The 20588-nt window shown below is 75.3% G+C and carries 16 protein-coding genes and 1 tRNA gene; 12 read left to right on the forward strand and 5 right to left on the reverse strand.

Translation table 11 applies throughout. The features are described 5' to 3' along the window. Nucleotides 1-64: 64 nt before the first annotated feature. Nucleotides 65-1291, reverse strand: a complete 1227-nt coding sequence (locus tag ACI781_RS09230) for a YveK family protein (RefSeq protein ID WP_456565794.1) — start codon at nt 1289-1291, stop codon at nt 65-67. Nucleotides 1292-1652: 361 nt separating this feature from the next. Between ACI781_RS09230 and ACI781_RS09235 the strand changes: the two genes are divergently transcribed. From ACI781_RS09235 to ACI781_RS09285, 11 genes are all read left to right on the forward strand, one after another. Further along, on the forward strand, nt 1653-2105 hold the full coding sequence (locus ACI781_RS09235) for an adenylyltransferase/cytidyltransferase family protein (RefSeq protein ID WP_456565795.1): 453 nt from the start codon (nt 1653-1655) through the stop codon (nt 2103-2105). A gap of 127 nt (nt 2106-2232) precedes the next feature. Then, on the forward strand, nt 2233-5784 hold the full coding sequence (gene mfd, locus ACI781_RS09240; protein WP_456565796.1) for a transcription-repair coupling factor: 3552 nt from the start codon (nt 2233-2235) through the stop codon (nt 5782-5784). 126 nt (nt 5785-5910) lie between these two features. Beyond that, entirely contained in the window at nt 5911-6924 is a 1014-nt protein-coding gene (locus ACI781_RS09245) for a SurA N-terminal domain-containing protein (RefSeq protein ID WP_456565797.1), read from the forward strand. Nucleotides 6925-6929: 5 nt separating this feature from the next. Beyond that, nucleotides 6930-7847: a MazG family protein gene (locus ACI781_RS09250; protein WP_456565798.1), complete on the forward strand. Its 918-nt coding sequence runs from the start codon at nt 6930-6932 to the stop codon at nt 7845-7847. Between the two features lie 59 nt (nt 7848-7906). Continuing rightward, nucleotides 7907-9190 carry a phosphopyruvate hydratase gene (gene eno / locus ACI781_RS09255; RefSeq protein WP_456565799.1) on the forward strand — a complete coding sequence of 428 codons (1284 nt, stop codon included), beginning with the start codon at nt 7907-7909 and terminating at the stop codon, nt 9188-9190. Between the two features lie 94 nt (nt 9191-9284). Further along, the gene (locus ACI781_RS09260; RefSeq protein WP_456565800.1) at nt 9285-9752 is read left to right on the forward strand and encodes a septum formation initiator family protein; all 468 of its coding nucleotides are present in this window, start codon (nt 9285-9287) and stop codon (nt 9750-9752) included. Nucleotides 9753-9844: 92 nt separating this feature from the next. Further along, the gene (locus tag ACI781_RS09265; protein WP_456565801.1) at nt 9845-10327 is read left to right on the forward strand and encodes a DUF501 domain-containing protein; all 483 of its coding nucleotides are present in this window, start codon (nt 9845-9847) and stop codon (nt 10325-10327) included. Beyond that, complete coding sequence (locus ACI781_RS09270; RefSeq protein WP_456565802.1) at nt 10324-11277, forward strand: Ppx/GppA phosphatase family protein; 954 nt, start codon at nt 10324-10326, stop codon at nt 11275-11277. The genes ACI781_RS09265 and ACI781_RS09270 overlap by 4 nt, the downstream gene beginning before the upstream one ends. A 19-nt stretch (nt 11278-11296) precedes the next feature. Continuing rightward, on the forward strand, nt 11297-12046 hold the full coding sequence (locus ACI781_RS09275) for a uracil-DNA glycosylase (RefSeq protein WP_456565803.1): 750 nt from the start codon (nt 11297-11299) through the stop codon (nt 12044-12046). Nucleotides 12047-12058: 12 nt separating this feature from the next. Then, nucleotides 12059-12132, forward strand: a tRNA-Leu gene (locus ACI781_RS09280). A 118-nt stretch (nt 12133-12250) separates the two neighbouring features. Beyond that, nucleotides 12251-13069, forward strand: coding sequence for a Bax inhibitor-1/YccA family protein (locus tag ACI781_RS09285; RefSeq protein ID WP_456565804.1), 819 nt, complete (start codon nt 12251-12253; stop codon nt 13067-13069). A gap of 196 nt (nt 13070-13265) precedes the next feature. Here the strand turns inward: ACI781_RS09285 and ACI781_RS09290 are convergent, their stop codons facing one another. Together ACI781_RS09290 and ACI781_RS09295 are read right to left on the reverse strand one after the other, a co-directional pair. Further along, on the reverse strand, nt 13266-14486 hold the full coding sequence (locus ACI781_RS09290; RefSeq protein WP_456565805.1) for an acetyl-CoA C-acetyltransferase: 1221 nt from the start codon (nt 14484-14486) through the stop codon (nt 13266-13268). A 111-nt stretch (nt 14487-14597) separates the two neighbouring features. Continuing rightward, nucleotides 14598-15635: an SGNH/GDSL hydrolase family protein gene (locus tag ACI781_RS09295; protein WP_456565806.1), complete on the reverse strand. Its 1038-nt coding sequence runs from the start codon at nt 15633-15635 to the stop codon at nt 14598-14600. Between the two features lie 70 nt (nt 15636-15705). On the opposite strand from ACI781_RS09295, the gene ACI781_RS09300 reads away from it, so the two are divergent. Continuing rightward, entirely contained in the window at nt 15706-17085 is a 1380-nt protein-coding gene (locus tag ACI781_RS09300; RefSeq protein WP_456565807.1) for a DUF2252 domain-containing protein, read from the forward strand. Between the two features lie 18 nt (nt 17086-17103). Here ACI781_RS09300 and ACI781_RS09305 read toward each other — a convergent pair whose 3' ends face one another. Continuing rightward, the gene (locus tag ACI781_RS09305; protein ID WP_456565808.1) at nt 17104-19086 is read right to left on the reverse strand and encodes a VWA domain-containing protein; all 1983 of its coding nucleotides are present in this window, start codon (nt 19084-19086) and stop codon (nt 17104-17106) included. Nucleotide 19087: 1 nt separating this feature from the next. After that, nucleotides 19088-20569: a magnesium chelatase gene (locus ACI781_RS09310; RefSeq protein WP_456565809.1), complete on the reverse strand. Its 1482-nt coding sequence runs from the start codon at nt 20567-20569 to the stop codon at nt 19088-19090. Nucleotides 20570-20588 lie beyond the last annotated feature (19 nt).

Consider the following 20588-nt stretch of genomic DNA (forward strand, 5'->3'; position numbering starts at 1 on the left):
AGGGGCCGGTCGGGACGACGTCCCGACCGGCCCCTCCGCCGTCGTGGTGGTGCAGTCGGCGTGCTCAGTCGCGCCTCGAGCCGCTCAGCGCGGCCTGTCCCGCGGTCCGCTCCGGCGCGACAGCAGCTCCGTCAGCCGCCGCGGCCTCGGCCGGCGGGGACGGGACGGCGGTCTCCGCGCCCCCGACCGCGGCGTCGGTCCGGCCGCCCCGGCGCGGGCGGGGCAGCAGGGCGATCGCGAGCGGGGTGATCCCCGCCGAGTGCAGGATCGTGCGCATCTCGCGGAGCTCCCGGCCATCCACCCGACCGCTGGGAACGACCAGGACGACCTCGTCGTGGCGCTCCGCCACGTCCTTCCAGGCCCGCAGGGGGACCAGCGGGTCGCCGACGTCCAGCCGGATCCCCTCGGCCTCGGTCGGCTCCCCGGTCCCCGGGGAACCGACCGAGGCGTCCAGGCCGCGGCTGCGCAGCACGCCGGTCACCGACTCGGCGAACCGGCGGACGGTGTCCTCCTCGCCCGGCGTGGGCGCCACGACCACGACCCGCGCCGACCCCTGCGCGGCCCGCAGCTCGATGCGGCGGGCCAGCGTGCCGGCCACCTGGCCGGTCAGGGCGCCGTGCCGGGCCCGGCCGGAGGGCTGCACGAGCACCTCGGTCGCGCCGCCGTCCTCGCCCCACGCGAGCCGCAGGCCGTCCTCGGTGGCGAGCGTGGTGTCCGTGCGGCTGCGCACCACGGCGGCGGCCAGACCGAGGAACAGACCGGCGAGCACGCCGAGCGACAGCACGAACAGCAGCACCGGGGACGACGGCGAGTCGGGCGCCACGGCCGGGTCGGCGACGGTGAGGTGCACCGGCTCGTCGCCCGACGACGGGGTCTCCAGGGTCTCGACGGTGTCGGCGAACCGGTCGGCGACGGCGTTGGCGATCTCGGCCGCCTCGGCCGGGTCCGGGCCGCTCACGGTGACGTGCAGCTGCGTGGTGTCCGGCGGGTTGGTCGCCGAGACCCGCGCCCGCAGGTCGGTCAGCGACTCGTCGAGGTCCAGGTCCTCCAGGACCGGGGCGAGCACCGCCTCGCTGCGGACGAGCGCCGGATAGCTCGTGACCCGCTGCTGCACGAAGGAGGCGCTGTTGGGGATCGACGGCGACACCGAGACGAAGACGGTCGAGCTCGCCTCGTAGGTCTTCGGGGTCAGCGAGAAGACCAGCAGCCCGCCGAGCGCGCCGACGACCGTCGCGCCGACCCAGACGGCCCAGTGCCGCCGCAGCGCGGCGAGGTAGTCCCGCAGTTCCATGTCGTGTGCTCCCTGCCCGCGCGTCCCCGGGGTGAGCACCACCGCGGTGTGCGGCCGCGAGCTCCGTCCCCCTGTCGGAGCGGCGACGGTAACCCGCAGGTCAGCGCGCCGGACCCGGACCGATCAGCGCCCTCACCCCTCCGGGGGGCGCCCCGCCGGTCCGCCGAGGTGACCGTGCCGCTCCGAGCCGCCCGAAGGGGTGAAGATGCCCGGGGGCGTCACCATGAGTGACCGGATCCGGCTACTTTCCTGGATGTTCACGGAGTCGAGCGCCATGGATGCCGCTCCTACGTGACGCAGCGTCATCAGGCGCGTGGTCCCGTCCGGGGACCGCGGCGCCACGGGAGGATCGGGGGATCCCATGACCGTCGTCGGCTACGCGCCGGGTGCGTACGACCTGTTCCACATCGGGCACCTGAACGTGCTCCGGCACGCCGCCGGGCACTGCGACCACCTGATCGCGGGTGTGGTCTCCGACGAGGTGCTGCTGCAGACCAAGGGGCGCCTCCCGGTCGTCCCGCTGGCCGAGCGCATGGAGATCGTCCGGGCGCTGCGCTTCGTCGACGACGTCCACGCCGAGGTCGTGCCGGACAAGATCGACACCTGGCGCGAGGTCCGTTTCGACGTCATCTTCAAGGGCGACGACTGGCGGGGGAGCCCCAAGGGCGTGAAGCTCGAGCGCGACTTCGCCGCCGTCGGCGTCGAGGTGCGCTACTTCCCCTACACGATGCACACCTCCAGCACGGCGCTGCGGAAGGCGCTCGCCACCCTGGAGGCAACGGTCCCGGCCCCGCGCACCGCCGTCCGCGCCTGACCGCGCGCACCCGGGTCCCCGGGGACGACGGCGGCGGCCGTCGGTGCGCGCGGCTAATCTCGGGAGCCGGCCCCGCCGCACTCGCGGCACCGTTCGGGGCCGGTCGATCTCCGGGAGTCCGATCCACGTGTCCCTGCGCGGCGTGCTCGACGTCGTCCTGACCGATCCCGGCATGGCCCGCGTCGTTGCGGCGGCCGGCCGGGCCGAGCTCGCGGTGACCGCACCGCCGCCGGTCCAGCCGCTCGTCGCCGCCGCGCTGGCCGCGGGCCCGCGCGACGCCGGCGGCGCCGCCGGGGTGCCGGTCCTCGTCGTCACGGCGGGGGAGCGGGACGCCGACGCGACCGCCGACCTGCTGCGCTGCTTCGTCCCCGGCGCCCGGGTGGAGGTGTTCCCCGCCTGGGAGACGCTGCCGCACGAGCGGCTGAGCCCCCGCGCCGACACCGTCGGCCGCCGCCTCGCCGTGCTCCGCGACCTCGCCCACCCCGGCGACCGGCCGCCGGTCGACGTGCTGGTCGCCCCGGTGCGCAGCGTCCTGCAGCCGCTGGCGCCCGGGCTGGGCGAGCTGGCCCCGGTCGAGCTGCGCCCCGGCCAGGAGGCCGAGCTCGACGACGTCGCCCGCGCGCTGGCCGACGCCGCCTACACCCGCGTCGAGCTGGTCGAGAAGCGCGGTGAGTTCGCCGTCCGCGGCGGCCTGCTCGACGTCTTCCCGCCCACCGAGCCGCATCCGGTCCGCGTCGAGTTCTGGGGCGACGAGGTCGACGAGCTGCGCTACTTCTCCGCAGCCGACCAGCGCTCCCTCGACGACCGCCCCGAGCGGCTGTGGGCGCCGCCGTGCCGGGAGCTGCTGCTCACCGACGCCGTCCGCGCCCGCGCCGCGGAGCTCGCCGCGGAGCACCCCGGCCTGGGCGAGATGCTGGGGAAGCTGGCCGAGGGCATCGCCGTCGAGGGCATGGAGTCCCTCACCCCGGCGCTGCTGGGCCAGCAGCCGATGCAGCTGCTCACCGACCTGGTGCCGCGGGGCACCCACGTGCTCGTCTGCGACCCCGAGCGGGTGCGCAGCCGCGCCGCGGACCTGGTGCGCACCGCCGAGGAGTTCCTCGCCGCCTCCTGGGCCACCGCGGCCGAGTCGGGCGAGGCGCCGCTGGACCTCGGGGCGTCGTCCTTCCGCGACCTGGCCGACGTCGAGGCCGCCGCCCGCGGCCGCGGCCTGCCCTGGTGGACCACCGGCGCGTTCACGATCCAGGCCGAGGACGACGACACCCAGGTCACCCTCGACGCCACCACGGTCGACCGGTTCGCCGGTGACGTGCCGAAGGCGATCGAGACCATGCGCGGCTGGCACCGGGAGGGCTGGCGGGTCGTCGTCACCTTCGCCGGCCCGGGGCCCGCGCAGCGCGCCGCCGACCAGTTCGGCGAGGCCGAGCTCGGGGCCACGCTGGTGCCCGGCATCGAGGCCGCGCCCGACCAGCGGCTGACCACCGTCACCCAGGGCAACCTGGAGACCGGCTTCGCCTTCCCCGGCGTGGGCCTGGCCCTGCTCACCGAGCACGACCTCACCGGCTCCCGCGGCACCACCATGCGCGACGCGGTGAAGATGCCCGCCCGCCGCCGCAACGCCGTCGACCTGGTGCAGCTGCAGCCCGGCGACCTGGTCGTCCACGAGCACCACGGCATCGGCCGGTACATCGAGATGATCAGCCGCACCGTCAACGGCGGGCAGCGCGACTACCTGATCGTCGAGTACGCCCCGGGCAAGCGGAACCAGCCGCCGGACCGGCTGTTCGTGCCGACCGACTCCCTGGACCAGCTGACCCGCTACGTCGGCGGCGAGGCCCCGGCGCTGTCCAAGCTCGGCGGCGCCGACTGGCAGAAGACCAAGGGCCAGGCCCGCAAGGCGGTCAAGCAGATCGCCGCCGAGCTGATCCGGCTGTACTCGGCGCGGATGGCCACGCAGGGCCACGCGTTCGGCCCGGACACCGTCTGGCAGCGCGAGCTGGAGGACGCGTTCCCGTTCCAGGAGACGCCCGACCAGCTGGCCGCGATCGACGAGGTCAAGACCGACATGCAGAACCCGGTCCCGATGGACCGGATCATCTGCGGCGACGTCGGCTACGGGAAGACCGAGATCGCCGTCCGCGCGGCGTTCAAGGCGGTGCAGGACGGCAAGCAGGTCGCCGTCCTCGTGCCGACCACGCTGCTGGCCAACCAGCACTTCAAGACCTTCTCCGAGCGGTTCGCCCAGTTCCCGGTGACCGTGCGGGTGCTGTCCCGGTTCCAGTCCGAGGCCGAGAGCTCCGAGACGCTGCGCCAGCTGGCCGCCGGCGAGGTCGACGTCCTGGTCGGCACCCACCGGCTGCTGCAGCCGACCACCCGGTTCAAGGACCTCGGGCTGGTGATCGTCGACGAGGAGCAGCGCTTCGGCGTCGAGCACAAGGAGTACCTGAAGACCATGCGGACGGCGGTCGACGTCCTGTCGATGTCGGCCACCCCGATCCCGCGGACCCTGGAGATGAGCCTGACCGGCATCCGCGAGATGTCGACGATCCTCACCCCGCCCGAGGAGCGGCACCCGGTGCTGACCTACGTCGGCGCGTGGGAGGACAAGCAGATGGCCGCCGCGGTCCGCCGCGAGCTGCTGCGCGACGGCCAGGTGTTCGTGATCCACAACCGGGTGCAGTCGATCGACAAGGCCGCGGCCAAGATCCGCCACCTGGTGCCCGAGGCCCGCGTCGCCGTCGGCCACGGGCAGATGAAGGAGCACGAGCTCGAGCGGATCATGGTCGGCTTCTGGGAGAAGGAGTACGACGTCCTGGTGGCGACGACGATCGTCGAGTCCGGCCTGGACATCCCCAACGCCAACACCCTGATCGTCGACCGCGCCGACACCTTCGGCCTCTCCCAGCTGCACCAGATCCGCGGGCGGGTCGGCCGCGGCCGGGAGCGCGCGTACGCCTACTTCACCTACGACCCGACCCGGCCGCTGACCGAGACCTCGGTCGACCGGCTCACCACGATCGCCAACAACACCGACCTCGGCGCCGGCATGGCGGTGGCGATGAAGGACCTGGAGATCCGCGGCTCGGGCAACCTGCTCGGCGGCGAGCAGTCCGGGCACATCGCCGGGGTGGGTTTCGACCTCTACGTGCGGCTGGTCGGCGAGGCGGTCGCGGACTACCGGGCGCAGGTGACCGGCGAGTCGCCGCCGGTGGAGCCCGCCGAGGTCCGGGTCGACCTGCCGGTCGACGCGCACCTGCCGCACGACTACGTGCCGGGCGAGCGGCTGCGGATGGAGGCCTACCGCAAGGTCGCCTCCGTGCAGGACGACGACCAGGCGCAGGCCGTGCTTGACGAGCTCACCGACCGCTACGGCGCCGCGCCCGCGCCCGTGCTCAACCTGCTGGCCGTCGCCCGCTTCCGGGTGGCGATGCGGGCGCTGGGCATCACCGAGGTGTCGCTGACCGGGCGGGTCATCCGGATCGGCCCGGTCGACCTGCCCGAGTCCAAGCAGATGCGGCTGGCGCGGCTGGCCGAGGGCGCCACGTACAAGGCGGCCGCCTCGACCATCTCGCTCAAGGTGCCGGTGGGCCCCGACCGGCGGACGCCGCTGCGCGACGTCGCGCTGCTGGAGAACCTGCACGCCACCCTGCAGGCGGTGCTGGGGCAGCCGGTCGCCGCGTGAGGCAGGGGGCGCCCGCCGCGTGAGGCAGGGGGCGCCCGCCGCGTGAGGCCGGGGGCGCCCGCCGCGTGAGGCCGGGGGCGCTCGCCTGCGACGGCGGTCACAGCCCGGTGTGGGAGTGTGCGGGTCGTGCGCACGCGTCGACCGGCCGCCGTCCTCGCCCTCGGGCTGATCGCCGGGCTCGCCCTGACCGGCTGCCGGAACAGCCCGGCCGTGGCCGCCTACGTCGGTGAGGACACGGTCACCGTGGACGAGCTGGACGCCGCCGTGCAGGAGCGGCTGGCGGACCCGGCGCTCGCGGCGGCGGTCGGGGACGACACGGTCGGCTACACCCGCCAGGTGCTCGGCGAGCTGATCAACCGGGAGGTGCTCGACGTCGCCGCGCAGCGCTACGACGTCGCGGTCGACGACGGCGAGGTCCGCGCGCGGCTGGCGGAGCTGCTGGGCGGCCGGGACGAGGACGAGGCGCTGGCCGCGCTGGCCGAGCAGGGCGTCGGGCGGGCGGACCTGCTCGCGAACCTGCGGGTGCAGCTGGTGCTGGAGGAGGTGGCCGTGGCCGCCGAGACCTCCGGCGCGGTCGACGAGGCCGCCCTCGGGGACGCCTACGACCGGCTGCGCGCCTCGGGCGAGGCCCGCCCGCTGGGCGTGGTCACCGCCCCCGACCAGGCCTCCGCCGACGCGGTGGCCGAGGCGCTGCGGGCCGACCCCGGCGCCTACGCCGACCTCGCCGCGCAGTACCCCGGCCCGACGACGCTGTCCGACGTGCAGGACATCGGCCCGGGTCAGCTCCCGCCGGAGCTCGCCGCAGCGCTGGCCACCGCCCCGGCCGGCTCGGTCACCGTGCAGCCGGTCGAGGGGTTCGGCGGCGTCGTCGTCCTGTTCGTGCCGCCGCTGGAGACCGTCCGCCCGCAGCTGCTGCGCCAGCTGCGGACCCAGCTGCAGCAGTCGGCGGCCCCGCTGGTGCAGGAGCTCGTCGGCGACCTCGACATCACCGTGAACCCGCGCTACGGCACCTACGACCAGGGCGGCGTGGTGGCCCCGGAGGGCGGCGTGGTGCAGCTGCTCGAGGAGCCCGCGGACACCGGGCCGGCGGCGGGCGGCGTCCCGGCCGGCAGCGACGCGGCCGGGACTGCCGGAGACTGACCGCCGTGCCCGTCGCCCTCGCCGTCGTCACCAGCCCCCGCCTGCCCGGACTGCTCGGTCCCGCCGGCTGGCGCGCCGTCACCACCGCGCCGTCGCTGGCCGCCGTCCCCGGCGCCGCGGCCACCGCGGCCGCGCTGCGCGCCGAGGGCCTGGCGGTGACCGACGTCGCCGACCTGGCCGCCGCCGCGGCGCTGCCCGGCGAGGTCGTCTGCCTGGTCCCGGCGGGGGAGCCGGTGGGGGAGGTGCCCGTCGTGGCCGGCGCGCCGGAGCCCGCCGGCGCCCGGCTGCTCGACGTCGTCGCGGTGATGGACCGGCTGCGCTCGCCCGGCGGCTGCCCGTGGGACGCCGAGCAGACCCACTCCTCGCTGCGCGGCTACCTGCTCGAGGAGGCGCACGAGGCCTACGACGCGATCGTCGACGACGACCCGGTCGCGATGCGCGAGGAGCTCGGCGACGTGCTGCTGCAGGTCGTCTTCCACGCCCGGGTGGCCGCCGAGGCCGCCGCCGGGCGCCGGTTCGACGTGGACGACGTCGCCGCGGAGCTGGTGGAGAAGCTGGTCCGCCGGCACCCGCACGTGTTCGCCGACGCCGGCCCGCGCGACGTCGCGCAGGTCGAGGCCGGCTGGGAGGAGATCAAGAAGGCGGAGAAGCAGCGCCGGTCCCCGACCGAGGGCGTCTCCCGGTCCCAGCCGGCCGCCGCGTGGGGCGCCGCGCTGGTGCGCCGGGCGGGGCGGGCGGGCCTGCCGACGCCGGACGCCGCCGAGCTGGCCGCCCGGAGCCCGGAGGAGCTGGGGGAGCGGCTGCTGGCGGTGGTGGCCGCCGCGACCGCCCGCGGGTGGGACGTGGAGGACGCGCTGCGCGAGGCGGTGCGCCGCTACGCCGGGGAGCTGGACGCCGCCGCCGGGGCCCGCGCGCAGGGCTGAGCCGGCCGCCCGCGGCGAGGGGCGCGAAGGGCGCGCCGGGGGCTCGTTAGGCTGCCCCCGTGGCCAGCATCGACGCCGTCGGCGCGCGGGAGATCCTCGACTCGCGCGGAAACCCCACCGTGGAGGTCGAGGTCGCCCTCGACGACGGGACGATCGCCCGGGCGGCGGTGCCCAGCGGCGCCTCCACCGGCGCCTTCGAGGCGGTGGAGCTGCGCGACGGCGGTGAGCGCTACGGCGGCAAGGGCGTGACCCAGGCCGTCGACGGCGTCCTCGACGTGATCGGTCCGGAGCTCGTCGGCTACGAGGCCAGCGAGCAGCGGCTGGTCGACCAGCGCCTGCTCGACCTCGACGGCACCCCCGACAAGTCCCGCCTGGGCGCGAACGCGATCCTCGGCGTCAGCCTGGCCGTGGCCCGCGCCGCCGCCGACTCGGCCGGCCTGCCGCTCTTCCGCTACGTCGGCGGGCCCTCGGCGCACCTGCTGCCCGTCCCGATGATGAACATCCTCAACGGTGGCGCCCACGCCGACAGCAACGTCGACGTGCAGGAGTTCATGATCGCCCCGATCGGCGCGGCGACCTTCGTCGAGGCGCTGGCCGTGGGCACCGAGACCTACCACGCGCTCAAGTCGGTGCTGAAGGGCCGCGGCCTGTCCACCGGCCTCGGCGACGAGGGCGGCTTCGCCCCCGACCTGCCCAGCAACCGCGACGCGCTCGACCTCATCGCCGAGGCCGTCGAGAAGGCCGGCTACACCGTCGGCACCGACATCGCGTTCGCGCTCGACGTCGCCGCGACCGAGTTCCACACCGACGGCGGCTACGACTTCGAGGGCCAGACCCGCACGGCGGAGTACCTCACCGACTACTACCGCGAGCTGGTCGACGCCTACCCGATCGTGTCGATCGAGGACCCGCTGTCGGAGGAGGACTGGGACGGCTGGATCGCCCTCACCGCCGCCCTCGGCGACCGCGTGCAGCTGGTCGGCGACGACCTGTTCGTCACCAACCCCGCCCGCCTCGCCGACGGCATCGAGCGCAAGGCGGCCAACGCGCTGCTGGTGAAGGTGAACCAGATCGGCACCCTCACCGAGACCCTCGACGCGGTGGACCTGGCGCACCGCAACGGCTACCGCAGCATGATGAGCCACCGCTCCGGCGAGACCGAGGACACGACGATCGCCGACCTCGCCGTCGCCACCGACTGCGGGCAGATCAAGACCGGCGCCCCCGCCCGCAGCGAGCGCGTCGCCAAGTACAACCAGCTGCTGCGCATCGAGGAGGAGCTCGACGACGCCGCCCGCTACGCCGGCGCGTCGGCCTTCCCGAAGCTGGCCGCGCGCGGCTGACGTGGCGGGTTCGGGGGACCGGCGCGGGCCCCGGCGACGGAGTACCGGCCGGCCCCTGGCGCACGCGGCGTCCCGGCCCCTGCCCACCGGGCGGGTGTCGGGCGCCGGCAGCCGCCCGGAGCGGCGCCGTCCGGTCCGCCGGGCCCCCCGGACGGCGGCGGCACCGGGCCGCGCGCGCAGCCAGCTGTTCACCGGCCGGGCCGTGCTGCTGGTCGGCCTGGTGCTGCTGCTCGCCCTCACCCTGGCCGGCCCGGTGCAGCAGTACCTGGCCGGCCGGGCGGAGATCGCCCGGCTGGACGCCCAGGCCGCGGCCCTGGACGAGCAGATTGCCGAGCAGGAGGCGCGGCTGGCCGAGCTGAGCGACCCGGTCGTGCTGGCCCGCGAGGCGCGGGAGCGGTTCTTCTACGTCGCCCAGGGCGACCGGCTGGTCCGGGTCGTCGACGAGGCCGACGCGCAGGGCGACGCGGGCACCGTCCCCGACTCCCCGGACCGTGGCCCGCGCACCTGGTACGACGGCCTGATGGGCTCGCTGGCCACCGCCGACGACCTGGGGGACCGATGAAGGACCCCGCTGCCCCCCAGACCTCGCGAGCTCGACCTGGGCCCCTGCAGCGCGGCCGTTCCAGCCCCGTCTCCGAGGAGGACCGTGCGGTCGTGGAGCGGCAGCTGGGCCGCCCGCCGCGCGCGCTGGCCGCGGTCGCGCACCGCTGCCCGTGCGGGCAGCCCGACGTCGTCGAGACCTCCCCGCGGCTGGAGGACGGCACCCCGTTCCCGACGCTGTACTACCTGACCTGCCCGCGGGCGTCGGCCGCGGCCAGCCGGCTGGAGTCGGCCGGGCGCATGCGCGAGTGGCAGGAGGAGCTGGGCACCGACACCGAGCTCGCCGCCGGCTACCGCGCCGCGCACGAGGCCTACCTCGCGACCCGCGACGCCGCCGCCCGCCCCGGCGAGCCGGTGCTGGAGACGCGCACGACCGCCGGCGGCATGCCCGACCGGGTCAAGTGCCTGCACGCGCTCGCCGGGCACAGCCTGGCCGCCGGGCCGGGGGTCAACCCGGTCGGCGACCGGGCGGTGGCCGAGATGGGGCAGTGGTGGGCCAAGGGGCCCTGCGCGCTGCCCGGAGGGGACGACGCATGACCCGGGTCGCGGCGATCGACTGCGGCACCAACTCCATCCGGCTGCTGGTCGCCGACGTGCCCGAGCGGGGAGCGCACACCGACCTGCTGCGCCGCATGGAGGTCGTCCGGCTCGGAGAGGGCGTGGACGCCACCGGCCGGCTGTCCGACGCCGCCATCGAGCGCACCCGCCGGGTGCTGGCCGAGTACGCCACCCAGGCCCGCGAGCTCGGGGCGACGGCCGTGCGCATGGTGGCCACCAGCGCCAGCCGCGACGCCGCCAACCGCGCCGACTTCGAGCAGATGGTGCTGGCCACGCTGGGCCGGCTGCCCGACGTCGTCCCCGGCTCCGAGGAGGCGCACCTGTCCTTCCTGGGTGCCACCGCCTCGCTGGACGCCGCCGTGGCCGCGCACGGCGGGGCCGCCCCCGAGGCGCCGTACCTGGTCGTCGACATCGGCGGCGGCTCCACCGAGTTCGTGCTCGGCGGCCCCGACGGGGTGCGCGCCGCCCGGTCGGTGGACGTCGGGTGCGTGCGGCTGACCGAGCGGCACCTGCACGGCGACCCGCCGACCGCCGACGAGATCCAGCGCGCCGAGGCCGACGTGCGCGCCGCGCTGACCGAGGTGCTGGCCGACGTCCCGGTGGGGGAGGCCGCGACGCTCGTCGGGCTCGCCGGCTCGGTGACCACGGTGGCCGCGCTCGCCCTGGACCTGCCCGCCTACGACGCCGCGGCGATCCACGGCTCGCGGATCCCGGTGTCCGCCGTCCGCGCCGTCACCGCCGGGCTGCTGACCGCCACCCGCGAGCGCCGGGCCCGGTACGCGGTGATGCACCCCGGCCGGGTCGACGTCATCGGGGCCGGTTCGCTGGTGCTGCGGGTGGTCATGGACGCCTTCGCCCTGGACTCCGTCGTGGTCAGCGAGCACGACATCCTCGACGGCATCGCCCTGCAGCTCGCCCGCGGTGGCTGAGGACACCGAAGGCTTCCACGTGACCCGGACCGCGGCCGGGGTGGTCCGGTCGGCCCGCGGGGTGCGCGACCTCGCCGTCCTGGACGCGCGCGTCTCCGGCTGCCGGGCCTGCCCGCGGCTGGTCGCCTGGCGGGAGGAGGTCGCCCTCGTCAAGCGGGCCTCCTTCCGCGACGAGGAGTACTGGGGCCGGCCGGTGCCCGGCCTCGGTCCGGCCGACGCCCGGATCGCCGTCGTCGGGCTCGCCCCGGCCGCGCACGGCGGGAACCGCACCGGCCGGGTGTTCACCGGCGACCGCAGCGGGGACTGGATCTTCGCCGCCCTCTGGCGGGCGGGGCTGGCCAACCAGCCGACGTCCACGCACGTCGGCGACGGCCTGGAGCTCACCGGCGTCCGGGTGGCCGCCGCGGTGCGCTGCGCGCCGCCGGCCAACGCCCCCACCCCGCAGGAGCGCGACACCTGCTCGCCGTGGCTGGCCCGCGAGCTGGCCCTCCTCCCGCGGCTGCGGGTGGTCGTGGTGCTCGGCGGTTTCGGGTGGACGGCGCTGTGGCCGGTGCTCGCCGGCGCCGGGTACGCGCTGCCCCGGCCGCGGCCGGCGTTCGGGCACGGCGTGGAGGTGACCCTGGAGGGCCCGAGCGGGCCGCTGACCCTGCTGGGCAGCTACCACGTCAGCCAGCAGAACACCTTCACCGGCCGGCTGACCGAGCCGATGCTGGACGCCGTCCTGACCCGGGCCACCGCGCTCGCCCGCGGAACGGCGCCCGGCGGCTAGCGTCTGCTGCGCGCCCCCGTAGCCCAACCGGCAGAGGCAGGCCCCTTAAAAGGGTCCGAGTGTGGGTTCGAACCCCACCGGGGGCACCCGGGCGAGGGACTCCCGCCAGGTCAGGAACGCGATGCACTTCTGCGACGTTGGACAGATCGAGTGGGGTGCAGGACCGTTGACCCCACGACCGCCAGTCACCTCGAGGAGATGACGATGCCCAGCTCCAACCCGGCCTTCGGTCGGGGCTTCGCCAACGCCACCAACGGCGCGGCGGGCCAGCAGTACGCCAGCTGGGGCGCCCCCCAGCAGTACGGAGCCCCCACCCAGGACCCGTACGCCGCCCCGGCGCCGTACACGCGCAGCACCACCCGCTACATGACGATGGACGACGTCGTCCAGAAGACGGGCCTGTCCTTCCTCGTCACCGTCGTCTCGGCCGCCGCCACCTGGGCGCTGCTGCCGCAGGAGTCCGCGCTCGCGCTGGCCCTCCCGGCAGTGCTGGTCGCCTTCGTGCTCGGCCTGGTGATCTCCTTCAAGCAGATCGCCAACCCGGCCGCCACGCTGGCCTACGGCGCGCTCTACGGCGTCGCCCTCGGCGCGATCAGCGAGGCGTTCAACAACCTCTACCCGGGCATCGTGATGCAGGCGGTGATCGGCACCTTCGGTGTCTTCGCCGGCATGCTCGTGGTCTACAAGACCGGTGCCATCCGGGTCACCCCGAAGCTGACCCGCTGGGTCGTGGGCGCCATGTTCGGTGTCCTCGCGCTGGTGCTGGTGAACCTGGTCGCCGGCTTCTTCGTGGACGGCGGGCTGGGCCTGCGCAGCGGCGGCCCCGTCGCCATCCTGTTCAGCCTGGTCGTCATCGGTGTCGCGGCGTTCACGCTGCTGCTCGACTTCGACATGGCCGACGAGGCCATCCGCCGCGGCGCCCCGGCGAAGTTCGCCTGGTACATCGCCTTCGGCCTGCTGGTCACCGTCGTCTGGCTGTACCTGGAGATCCTGCGCCTGCTCTCCTACCTGCAGAACGACTAGTCCGCACCGCACCACGAGCCGGTGGCCCGGTCCCCTCGCGGGGCCGGGCCACCGGTCCGTCCGGGGGACGTCGACCGCCCCCTTCCCGGACGCGCGACGGCCCGGCCCCCCCGAGGGGGGCCGGGCCGTCGTCGTACGCCCCGCTACCGGCGCCCGCGCCGAGCTCGGGAGGCGTGGGGGGCAGCGGCGTCCCTCGTCAGGAGAGGCGCTCCAGGACCATCGCCATGCCCATGCCGCCACCGACGCACATGGTCTCCAGGCCGAAGGTCTCGTCCCTCGTCTGCAGGCCGTTGATCAGCGTGCCGGTGATGCGGGCGCCGGTCATGCCGAACGGGTGACCGACGGCGATGGCGCCGCCGTGCACGTTCAGCTTGTCGATGTCGATGCCCAGGTCGCGGTAGCTCGGGATGACCTGCGCGGCGAACGCCTCGTTGATCTCGACCAGGTCGATGTCGTCGATGGTCATGCCGGCCCGCTTCAGCGCCAGCCGGGAGGCGTCGACCGGGCCGTAGCCCATGATCTCCGGCGACAGGCCGGTGACCGCGGTCGAGACGATCCGCGCCAGCGGGGTGAGGCCCAGCTCGCGCGCCTTGGTGTCGCTCATGACCACCACGGCGGCGGCGCCGTCGTTGAGCGGGCAGGCATTGCCGGCGGTGACCCGGCCGTCGGGGCGGAAAACCGGCTTGAGGGCGGAGATGCCCTCGAGGGTGGTGCCGGCGCGGGGGCCGTCGTCGGCGCTGACGACCGTGCCGTCGGGCGTGGTGACGGGCGTGATCTCCCGCTCCCAGAAGCCGTCGGCGATGGCCTGCTCGGCCAGGTTCTGGCTGCGGACGGCGAACTCGTCCATCTCCTGGCGGGAGACGTCCTTGAGCAGCGCCAGGTTCTCCGCGGTCTGGCCCATCGAGATGTAGATGTCGGGCGTCTGCCCGTTCTCGCGCGGGTCGGTCCACGAGTCGGCGCCGCTCTCGGCGGTCTTGGCGACCCGCGCCGCGGCCTCGTCGAACAGCGGGTTGTGCGTGTCCGGCAGGGAGTCGCTGTTGCCCTTGACGAACCGGGACACCATCTCCACGCCGGCCGAGATGAAGACGTCGCCCTCGCCGGCCCGGATGGCGTGCATCGCCATGCGGGTGGTCTGCAGGGACGAGGAGCAGTAGCGGGTGGTCGTCGTCCCTGGCAGGTGGTCCATGCCGAGCAGGACGCTCACGACGCGGCCCATGTTGTTGCCCTGCTCGCCGCCGGGCAGGCCGCAGCCGAGGAGCAGGTCGTCGATGTCGGTCGGGTCGAGGGCCGGCACCTTGTCCAGGGCGGCGCGCACGATCGTGGCGGTGAGGTCGTCGGGCCGCAGGTCCTTCAGCGAGCCCTTGAACGCCCGCCCGATGGGCGAGCGCGCGGTCGCGACGATGACGGCTTCGGGCATGGGTCCTCCACGACGAGCGGGGTGGTTCGGTCACCGCGAACGTACCCCCGCGCGGCGCCTCTCCCCGGTCCCGGGGCCCACGCCCCGGGGCGCTGCCGGGCGGCCCCGGGCTCAGGCGACCGGGACCTGCGGGGTCTGCTCGTCCTGCTCGGCGCGTTCGGCCTGGTCCGACGTCGGCAGCTCCGGCGGCCGGCGGCGTCGCAGCCGGGCCCACGCGCCGCGCGGGCCGGTGCCCGAGCCGCGTACCTCCGTCGGCTGCACCTCGGTGCCGGGCCGGTCGGCCGCCCGGGCCGCGGCCCGCTCCACGGGGCGGACGGTGTCGCGGCGCAGCTTCCGCAGCCCGCGGTCGGCGGCGGCCGGCCACACGCCCAGCGCGTCGGCCAGCGCCGGCAGGATCACCGCCGCCGCGGCGGCGTAGCCGGCGGCGCTGGGGTGGAACTCGTCGGCGCCGAACATCGAGCGGTCGCGGGCGAAGGTCGGCCCGAGGATCGACCCGAGGGAGACGGTACGGCCGCCGGCCTCGACCACCGCGACCGTCTGCGCGGCGGCCATCTGCCGGCTCCAGTGCCGCGCGAACTGCCGCAGCGGCTGGGCGATCGGCCGGATGGTGCCCAGGTCCGGGCAGGTCGCCACGACGACCTCCGCGCCGATCGCCCGGAACCGGCGCACCGCCTCGGCCTGGAAGGCCACCGAGACCGCCGGCGCGGTGCGGGTGGTGACGTCGTTCGCGCCGATCATGACCAGGACGGCGTCCGGCCGCTCCGTCAGCGCCTGCTCCACCTGCTCGGGCAGCTCGCGCGACTCCGCGCCGGAGACGGCCAGGTTGACCAGCCGGACCGGTCGCTCGGCGAGCTCGGCCAGCGCGGCGGCCAGCAGCACCCCGGGCGTCTCGGCCGCGCGGTGCACCCCCAGCCCGACACCGGTGGAGTCCCCGAGCACGGCCAGCACCAACGGCTTGCCGCGGCCCCGGCCGTAGACGCCGTTGCCCGACGGCGGCAGGTCCTTCGTGGTCCGGGCGGCGATCGCCCGGCGGGCCAGCCTGGCCTGGCCGCGCAGCAGGACGAACAGCCCGCCGAGGGCGACCCCGAGGCTGCCGCCCATGCCGGCGACGCCCGTGGCCAGCCGGCGCGCCGTCCCCGTGTCCGTCATCGCCGCCCTCCCATCGGTCCCACCGTGCAACCACCTGGTCCGCAGGTTAACCGCCGCCTACGGTCCACCCGTGCCAGATTCCCCCCTCGGGGTCACCCCGGGCGAAACCGCGGGTGAACGCTCGCAGCTCATCGTCGCCACCCTCGTCGAGGCGTTCGCCGAGCTCATGACCGCCGACGCCGACGCCTTCCGGACCAAGTTCCGCAAGATGGCGGCCGACCCGTTCGCGTTCTACCGGGGCAGCGCCTGCCTGTTCTACGCCGACATGGCGCGGCTGGAGGACCGGTGGAGCGACGAGCGCACCTCCCGGGTGTGGATCCAGGGCGACCTGCACGCGGAGAACTTCGGCACGTACATGGACGCGCAGGGCCGGATCGTGTTCGACGTCAACGACTTCGACGAGGCATACCTCGGGCACGTCAGCTGGGACCTGCGCCGGTTCGCCGCCAGCTTCGCCCTGCTGGCCTGGCGCAAGGCGCTCGGCGACGAGGTGATCGGCGACCTGCTGCGCACCTACCTGGAGGCCTACCTCGACCAGGTCGCGGCGTTCACCCGCTCCGACGACGACCGGTCCTTCGCCCTGACCCGTGACAACACCGAGGGCGCCGTCCGGGACGCGATCCTGGCCACCACCGCCCGCAGCCGGCTGCAGCTGCTGGACCGGATGACGGTCGTCGAGGGCTTCGAGTGGCGCTTCGCCGACACCGGCCGCACCCGCCGCCTGGACGACGACGAGCGCGGCCGGGTGCTGGCGGCCCTGGAGCGATACCGGCACACCCTCCTGCCGCCGCCGCGTCGCCGCGACGTCACCTTCGACGTCAAGGACGTCGTGGGCACCGGCGGCTTCGGCATCGGCAGCGCCGGGCTGCCGGCGTACAACGTGCTGCTGGAGGGCTACGACCAGGCGCTGGAGAACGACGTCGTCCTGTCGCTGAAGCAGGGGAACGTGGCCGCGCCCAGCCGGGTGGTGACCGACGCCGACGTGCGGGCGGCGTTCGAGCACGAGGGGCACCGGACCGCCGTCAGCCGGCGGGCGCTGCAGGCCAACGCCTCGCAGTTCCTGGGCTGGACCGAGGTCGACGGCGTCGGCTTCGTCGTCGCCGAGCTCTCGCCGTACGAGGTGGACCTGGAGTGGGACGAGCTCACCGAGCCCGAGGAGATCGCCCCGGTGCTGGTCCAGTTCGGGCGCGCGACGGCGAAGATGCACTGCGTGGGGGACGCCGACAGCGAGCACACCCTCGTGCCGTTCCAGACCGAGGAGGCGATCACCGCGACGGTCCTGGACCGCCGCGAGGAGTTCGTGGCCGACCTGGTCGACTTCGCGCACTCCTACGCCCGCCGGACCCAGACCGACCACCGGCTGTTCGTCGACGCCTTCCGCGCCGGCGCGATCCCGGGCATCACCTCCAGCGGCGCCCTCTCGGCCCCGTCCCGGGGCCGCCGGGGATGAGGAGGACGGGGTCCTCCGTCAGCGGGCGCGGCGACCGCGCCGGGCACGCAGGTAGTCGGCCACCACGTACTCGCCCAGCCGGTCGCTGTCCGGGGTGAACACCCGGCCGCCGGCCCGTTGGGTCATGTCGTGGACGAAGTGCACCAGCGCCGGCTCCGGGTCCAGGGCGAAGACGTTCAGCGTGGCGCCGGAGCGGGCCACCTTCTCCACCTCGGCGACGGTCCGCGCGATCGTCTCGGGCATCGGCGGCCAGCAGAAGAACGGCGTCCCGTCCGGCTCCAGGTGCGCGGTCGGCTCGCCGTCGGTCACCACCAGGACCACCGGCTCGGCGTCCCGGTGCCGGGCGAGGAACCGGCGGGCCAGCATCAGCCCGTGCTGCAGGTTGGTGCCCTGCAGGGTGTCCACGCTGAGCTCGGCCAGCGTCTCCGGGCGCAGCACCTGGGCCACCGAGGAGAACCCGATGATCTGGATCGCGTCCTGCGGGAACCGCGTCGTCACCAGCGAGTGCAGCGCCATCGCCGTCGACTTGGCCGCGCCCCACGTGCCGCGCAGCGCCATCGAGTAGGACAGGTCGACCAGCAGCGCCACCGCGGCGCCGGTGCGCCGCTCGGTCTCCACGACCTCGAAGTCCTCGACGGCGATCCGCACGGCCCGGTCCCCCTCGCGCGGGGCGCCGGAGGTCCGCAGCACGGCGTTGCGCACGGTCCGGACGACGTCCAGCGGCTGCTCGTCCCCGAACTGCCACTCCCGCGAGGCGCCGGTGAGCTCCCCGGCGGCGCCGGCGTCGGCGACGTCGTGCTCGCCGCGGCCGGCCGAGTCCAGCTGGGCGAAGACCCGCCGCAGCGCAGTGGCGCCCAGCCGCCGCACCGCCTTGGGGGAGAGCTCCAGCCTGCCGTCGGAGCGGTTGAGGTAGCCCTGCCGCTCCAGCTCGCGCTCCAGCTGGCGCAGCGCGGCGAGGTCGTCGACGGCCTCGCGGCCCAGCGCCTGCTCCAGCAGTTCCTCGTCGACGTCGGCCAGCGAGGCGCCGGCGTACCCCTGCGACAGCTGGTTGGACAGCGCCTCCAGGTCGGCGAGGTCGGCGACGGCGCTGGTGGCGTCCCCCAGGCCGAGGGACTGCTCGCCGTCGGGGACCTGCCCGCGCTGCCCCCAGGGCAGGTCCGGCCGGGCCTGCCGGAGCGCGTCCTGCAGGTGGGCCATCTCGCTGGCCAGCCCCATGTCCTGCATGGTCTGGGCCATCAGGTCCGACAGCTCGGCCCGCTGCTCGGCGGAGAGGCCGGCCATCATGCGTTCCTGCGCCGCCGCCCGGCGGGCGAGGGAGTCGATGAGCTCGTCGACCGACTGCGGGTCGTCGGGGAAGAACTGGCCGTGCTTCTCCATGAACCGGTCGAACTGCTCGTCGGTGTCCTCGCCGCGGTTGTGCGCGTCGACGAGCCGGGAGAGGTCGGCGACCATGTCGCGGACGGCCTGCACGTCCTGCTCGGTCGCGTTCTCCAGCGCCTGCTTCATCGAGGCGAAGGAGCTGTCGAGGACCTCGCGGCGCAGCGTGTCCTGGATCTGCTGGTAGGCCTGGCGGGCCTCCTCGCTGCGCCACGGGTAGTCCTTGAGCGCCCGGACGGCACCCGCGGTGTCCTGCGGCAGCGCGTCGAGCTCGGCCTCGGCGAGCCGGGCGGCGTCGTCGGGGTCGGGGAACAGCTCACGGCGCTCGGCCTCCAGCGCCCGGTCCAGCAGCTCCCGGACCTCCTGCAGCGTGCCGTCCATCCGGCCGGCCTGGCGGGCCTGGCGCAGCCGGTCGCGGACGGTGCGCCGCAGGTCGTCCAGGCCCCGGCGGCCGGCCATGCCGCGCCGCAGCAGCTCGCGCAGCGCCTCCTTGACCCCGCTCCCGCCCAGGACGGAGTCGCCGATCTCGTCGACGGCGTCGCCGAGGTCGTAGGGCGGGGCGAGCGGGTCCGGGCCGCCCCGCCAGCGCCCGTACCGGTAGCCCTTCCCGGGCCGGCGGACCACCTCAGGCCCCGTACACCGTGCGGGCGCCGTCGGTGTCCTTGGCCAGCCGGCGGGTCAGGTACAGGCCCTCCAGCGCGAACTCGACCGCGGCGGCGGCCTGCTCGGCCGACTGCTCGCCCTCGGGCACGCCGAGGCGGCCCAGCAGCTCCGCCAGCCGGGGGATGGTGCCCAGCTGGCCCAGCAGCGCCGCCGCCGGCACGAGCTCGCCGGACTCGACGGTCTCCCCGCCGGTGAAGTGCTCCTGCAGGCCGCTGAGGTCCAGCCCGGCGCAGCGGGCGCGGAAGGTCTGCGCGGTGGCCTGCCGCAGCAGGTGCTCCAGCACCTCCAGCTCCCGGTCGTCGTCGGGGTCGCTGCCGGAGTCGGCGAACTCGACCTTGCCCCGGCTGGCCGGGACGACCGCCGGCAGGTCCACCACGCGCGCCACCGGCCGGTTCTCCCCGGCGACGGCGGCCCGGCGCACGGCGGAGCCGGCGAGGGTCTCCAGCGCGGCGATCGCGAAGCGCGCACTGACACCGGAGCGCTGGTCGACGGAGCCGGACTCGCGGACCAGCCGGGTGAACCGGGCGATGATCTCGACCAGGTGCTCGGGCACCACGGGGGAGTCCAGGGTCGGCATCGCGTCGGGGGCGCCCAGCCCGCTGGTGCGCGCCTCCTGGTGCAGCAGCCGGATCTCGTCGGCGAGCTCGATCGGGTAGTGCGTGCGCACCTCGGTGCCGAAGCGGTCCTTGAGCGGGGTGATGATCCGCCCGCGGTTGGTGTAGTCCTCGGGGTTGGCGCTGGCCACCAGCAGCAGGTCCAGCGGCAGCCGCACGCGGTAGCCGCGGATCTGGATGTCGCGCTCCTCCAGGACGTTGAGCAGCGCCACCTGGATGCGCTCGGCCAGGTCGGGCAGCTCGTTGACGCTGAAGACGCCGCGGTTGGTGCGGGGCACCAGCCCGTAGTGCACCGTCTCCGGGTCGCCGAGCGTGCGGCCCTCGGCGACCTTGATCGGGTCGACGTCGCCGATCAGGTCGCCGACGCTGGTGTCGGGGGTGGCGAGCTTCTCGCCGTAGCGCTCGCTGCGGTGCAGCCAGGTGACCGGGGTGGCGTCGCCGTGCTCGGCGACCTGCCGGCGCCCCCACACCGAGATCGGGTGCAGCGGGTGCTCGTTGAGCTCGCTGCCGGCCAGCACCGGCGTCCACTCGTCGAGCAGGCCGACCAGCGTGCGGATGAGCCGGGTCTTGCCCTGGCCGCGCTCGCCCAGCAGGACGAGGTCGTGGCCGGCGATGAGGGCGCGTTCGACCTCGGGGACGACGGTGTCCTCGAACCCGACGATGCCGGGCAGCGAGGGCTCGCCGGCCGCGAGGCGGGCCAGCAGGTTGGCGCGGATCTCGGCCTTGACCGGCCGGAAGGTGGCGCCGCTCGCGCGGAGCTCGCCGAGCGTCGTCGGAGCGGGGGCGTCGGGGGCGGGGGACGCGGGTGCCGTGGGGGCGCTGTCCGTCACCTCGCCAAACATACGACGA

The sequence above is a fragment of the Blastococcus sp. SYSU D00695 genome, assembly GCF_054050555.1.